This is a genomic window from Williamsia serinedens, assembly GCF_024171725.1.
In the GTDB taxonomy this organism is placed as follows: domain Bacteria; phylum Actinomycetota; class Actinomycetes; order Mycobacteriales; family Mycobacteriaceae; genus Williamsia_A; species Williamsia_A serinedens.
Genome location: NZ_JAMTCG010000027.1, coordinates 1 through 1372 on the forward strand (window position 1 = coordinate 1; position 1372 = coordinate 1372).

The 1372-nt window shown below is 65.5% G+C and carries 5 protein-coding genes; all 5 read right to left on the reverse strand.

Annotation, left to right across the window (positions count from 1 at the left end):
* Positions 1-153: 153 nt before the first annotated feature.
* The gene (locus LX12_RS21745; protein ID WP_253656706.1) at positions 154-399 is read right to left on the reverse strand and encodes a hypothetical protein; all 246 of its coding nucleotides are present in this window, start codon (positions 397-399) and stop codon (positions 154-156) included.
* Positions 396-602, reverse strand: coding sequence for a hypothetical protein (locus tag LX12_RS21750; protein ID WP_253656707.1), 207 nt, complete (start codon positions 600-602; stop codon positions 396-398). The genes LX12_RS21745 and LX12_RS21750 overlap by 4 nt, the downstream gene beginning before the upstream one ends.
* Complete coding sequence (locus LX12_RS21755; RefSeq protein WP_253656708.1) at positions 599-811, reverse strand: hypothetical protein; 213 nt, start codon at positions 809-811, stop codon at positions 599-601. The genes LX12_RS21750 and LX12_RS21755 overlap by 4 nt, the downstream gene beginning before the upstream one ends.
* Complete coding sequence (locus LX12_RS21760) at positions 808-1077, reverse strand: hypothetical protein (protein WP_253656709.1); 270 nt, start codon at positions 1075-1077, stop codon at positions 808-810. The genes LX12_RS21755 and LX12_RS21760 overlap by 4 nt, the downstream gene beginning before the upstream one ends.
* Positions 1078-1189: 112 nt before the next feature.
* Positions 1190-1372 (reverse strand): helix-turn-helix domain-containing protein (locus LX12_RS21765; protein ID WP_253656710.1); only part of this gene is annotated, 183 nt, incomplete at its 5' end.

Here is a 1372-nt window from a genome sequence, read left to right on the forward strand (position 1 = left end):
TCGCAGACAGCCACACGAGAGAAACCAGCAGGAACGCCCGCGCCTCGTAATCGGTTAGCACGCCCCACAGCCAGACGCCGACGTTCACAATCAGCACGATGGCGGCAGGGGCAAGCAGCACGCACCCCGCGATCAACAACCACGCCGCTTCACTCACAGCTGCCTCAGCTCCCCGACAGCTTTCGCCAACACCCCAGCCCGAGAGGACGACTCGCACTCCAACACCGCATCCACCGCGAGCGGGTCACGCGCAGTCACGTAATACCGGTCAGCGGACGGGGCGTACGACAGGGTGGTCACCAGTCGCAGCCGGCGGGCCTGCTCATCCAGGTCGTCCATCGTGGCGTGCAACTGCACCGGCCCTGACGGCAACGGAACGTCACAGATCCAGCCGCTCATGCGATGACCAGCACAATCGTCCCGACGATCAACACCGCCACGAACATGCTCAAAGACGTCATCAGTGGTGCGGTCACGAAGCATCCGCGGGCAGGGGCGCCGCTCTGCTCTTCCTCCGCGGCAGGCGTATCCGGGTGCATGGCGTCACACATCGCGTCGACCAGACCCGTCTTCGTCAGCAGACGTTCGTAGGCGGTCCTCACGGCTGCACCTCTTCCCCGTCTATGACGAGGCGGGCACCGGTCAGACGGGCCTCAGAACGGGCGGCGTCCAGGCAATGCCGGCGTTGGGGCCACAGTCGGTGAGACTGCGCCACACAAGTGTTGTTGCCGGAGTACCGGCGCCACTGCCAGTTCCGCAGCACTCCGGTCACCCGCACCGTGTGCTGGGCCGGCGTCTTCCGGGCGCTCATGCCGCCACCCGCTTCGTCATCCACATGTGACGGGCCGACGACCAGAACCACAGGCGCCCGTTCCGGAAGACCGTGCAGCCGTCCACCAGCCCGTCCGTGCTGTCCGGGTAGGCGTGCGTCGTGCCGTGATGCACGTCGTACGAACCCATCACCCGGAGGCGGTTGTTGATCAAGAAGGCCTTACGCGGCCGGTTGCGCTTCCACGCGTCCCGCCACTCCTGCAACCTTCTGTCCGACAACGCGTCGAACTCCAACGTCTCGCTCACTGCTTCTCTCCCTCGGTTGTCATCAACTGCCAGAACAGGACCCACGCCACCCACATGGCGGGGACCAAGATCGAACCCAGGACCAGCGCCTGGAAGACATGCCAGAACGTGCTCACGACGCACGCCCCTTCGCCGGATGCGACCGCACCCACGCTCTGAGTTCATCGGCCTCAATGCGGTACTCCCCACCGAAATCGCGGGCGACCAGATCGCCGGCAGCAATCGCGCGCCGCAACGTCTTCTCGCTGACCTGCACGGTCTGCGCTGCCGTCGACAACTTCATCGCCAGGAACGG

Coding starts and splice junctions, on each gene's coding strand:
- LX12_RS21745 (WP_253656706.1), bottom strand. CDS start 399: ATGAGCGGCTGGATCTGTGACGTTCCGTTGCCGTCAGGGCCGGTGCAG.
- LX12_RS21755 (WP_253656708.1), bottom strand. CDS start 811: ATGAGCGCCCGGAAGACGCCGGCCCAGCACACGGTGCGGGTGACCGGA.